Below are 2,631 nucleotides of genomic sequence, written 5' to 3' on the forward strand. Positions count from 1 at the left end.
CCCGCCCACCCTGCTCCAGGGCGAGGTGCGGCTCCTCAACATTCCCTCCTGCGGCCGCCATGGCGTCCGTTTCTTCCCCCTGGCTGCTGCCCTGATCCTGGGGGCGCTCCTGGCCAGCCGCATTCTGGACAAGAGGCGCTGAGCCCTTCAAGTACCGGCAGCGGCGCGCCACCAGGGCAGACCGCGCCTGCCAGGTCGGACTATCCCCAGGCGCTGATCAAACGTATGGGGCTGGCAAAGGCGCAACAGGGAGGCTCGGGAAGGGGCGGAAGGGAGTACGGCTGGAGCGGCACTACCGACGACTTCACTGGGCGGGCACGGCGACCACCCTGGGGCCGACTCGGCTGCCGCCCGGCACGGAGCAGAGTCGGATCACTGCGATGGGGGCCTGCGGACGGCAGCCGGGTTGGGCGGGATGGCTCAGTCGGCCAAGGTGCGGCGCACCAAGTCCCGGAACGCCTCCAACGAGGCGATGACCACCGCTCGCTTGTGCAGGAGATGCAAGGTCTCTTCCCGCTCCACCTTGTCCAGCTCAAGGAGCACCGCCGCCGGCACCGCCTCGAAGCGGGCTTCCAGGGCATCGATGATGCTCCGGCGCAGGGCGTTCATGGTGCGGCGCTGCCCCTGCTCCAGCCCCTGTTCCAGCCCCTGCTGCATTCCTCGCTCCAATCCCCGTTGTTCCCAACGTTCAGCCAGTGTGGGCATGGTGATCCCTCCTGCGGCAAGGGCCGTCTCGATGGCGGCCTCAAAGGCCTCCTCCTCCACCTGCGGCGCACCGGCAGCCACGTAGCGGAGCAGGGTTTCCACATACTGCAGTCCGGTCTTGGAACGGGCCAGATCCCGGAGCAGAATCAGGATGTCTGGCAACCGTTCGCCAAGATCCTCGGCAAAGATGTGCTTGGTGACCAGGAGAAACGAACGGAGCAGGACCTCGCCCTTGAGGTCCTCATCCGGCCAGCGGGCCAGGTCAATGAGCTCGTAGCGCCACGACGGCCGGTACGGCACCAGGGCTGCGGGCAGATCAAAAAGCCCCGCAAAGTCCAGAGGATGCACCCATGTGTTCCGGCCGTGGTAGAAGATGAGTGGGATGATCGGCGGGAGGGTGCGTGCGTAATGGACGGCCAGGTGCCGGCTCCAGATCTGCACCCCGTAGCGCACGAGATCCAGGGGCGGACAGCCCAGAACATGGCTGCGGTGCTCGAAGAGGAGGTAGAGGTAGCCCAGCCGGTTGTCCTGCAGACTCACCTGGTACAGAAGGTCGGAGAGGTGCTCCGCCAGCTTGGGATCGATAAAGCTGTCCTTCACCACCTCCAGGGTGGACAGGTCAAAGCAGTCGACCACATCCGCCGGCAGGTAGTTGACCAGAAAGTCCCGGGCCGTGGCCGGCTGGCCCAGGACCTCCTTCACGAACCGATCGTGGGGATTGGCCACCTCGCTCATGGCCGCATGGTACGTGGGGTGCCAGGGGTTGTCAACGCGGGAGGACCGGCTGCGGCCGCGCCCTGATCTGGGATGCCGCCCACCGGCTCAGCTCGGTGACGGTACCTGAAGGTGAAATCCGGCAACGCGGTTCAGTTGACCGCGGGCAGCAAAAGCCACGCCTGGGACAGCCGCGGGCTGGAGACCTCCACCACCTTGTGCCGCGGGATCTGCAAGACGGTCGGCACGGAGTACGACGCCATCGGCCGCGCCAGGTTCATCACCTATCCGGATGGCGAGCGGGTGGAAAACGTCTACGACGCCAACGGCAACCTGCAAAGCGTGTCCGGCTATGCCACCAACCTTCTGTGGGACGCCCGCGGCCAGCTGACGGATGCCGACTTCGCCAACGGCACCGCCACCAGCTACGGGTACGACGGGACTCGCCGCTGGCTGGAAACGGCCGAGGTCACGGACGCCACTGGCCTGCGGGTCTACCAGGCGACCTACCACTATGACGACGCCGGCCGGGTGACGGACCTGGACTCCTTGACCCATCCCGGCCTGAACCAGACCCTGGTCTACGACGATCTGAACCGTCTCACCAGCGTGGAGGTGAACGGCTTACCCAGCCAGGACCAGAGCTTTGGCTACGATCCGTTGGGCAACTTCACGACCAACTCCCGAGAGGGCAGTTACACCTACGATCCCGCCCACCCCCATGCCGTCAAGACGGCGGGCGGCGCCACCTACACTTACGACGCCAACGGCAACATGCTCACCGGCAACGGCCGCACCCTGACCTGGGATGCCGTCAACCGGCTCAGCTCAGTCACCATGACCGGTCAGACCACCCGGTTCTGGTACGATCACCAGGGCCGGCGGGTGGAAAAGAGCGGCCCGGCCGGCACCTCCAAGTACTTCGGCCGGCTGGTGGAGGTGGATGATGGCCAGCTCGTCCAGTACTACTATGCCGGCCCGATGCTCATCGCCAAGAAGCAGGGCGGCAACAAGACCTGGTTTCACAGCGACCACCTGGGCTCGGTCCGGCTCATGACCAATGCATCCGGCACGGTGGTCAAGCGGTACGAGTACGCGGCCTTCGGCGAGACCATCGCCGAGACCAGCGGCGGCCCGGCCAACGAGCGGGGCTTCACCGGCCATGTCAGCGATCCGGAGACCGGCCTCATCTATATGGGCGCCCGGTACTAC

Annotated in this window: 2 protein-coding genes; one reads left to right on the top strand and one right to left on the bottom strand. The window is 66.0% G+C overall.

Going from position 1 to position 2,631, the window contains the following annotated elements; all coding sequences use genetic code 11:
* Nucleotides 1-420 precede the first annotated feature (420 nt).
* On the bottom strand, nt 421-1,440 hold the full coding sequence (locus AB1634_19315; GenBank protein ID MEW6221662.1) for an Rpn family recombination-promoting nuclease/putative transposase: 1,020 nt from the start codon (nt 1,438-1,440) through the stop codon (nt 421-423).
* A gap of 135 nt (nt 1,441-1,575) precedes the next feature.
* Here AB1634_19315 and AB1634_19320 point away from each other — a divergent pair.
* Nucleotides 1,576-2,631, top strand: a 1,056-nt coding sequence (locus AB1634_19320) for a hypothetical protein (protein MEW6221663.1), incomplete at its 3' end; no start/stop codon positions are given.

It is taken from the genome of Thermodesulfobacteriota bacterium (assembly GCA_040755095.1).
Classification (GTDB): Bacteria; Desulfobacterota; Desulfobulbia; order Desulfobulbales; family JBFMBH01; genus JBFMBH01.

Bases quoted from the DNA above. Each gene is read 5' to 3' on its own strand.
- AB1634_19315 (MEW6221662.1), bottom strand. From the start codon at position 1,440: ATGAGCGAGGTGGCCAATCCCCACGATCGGTTCGTGAAGGAGGTCCTG.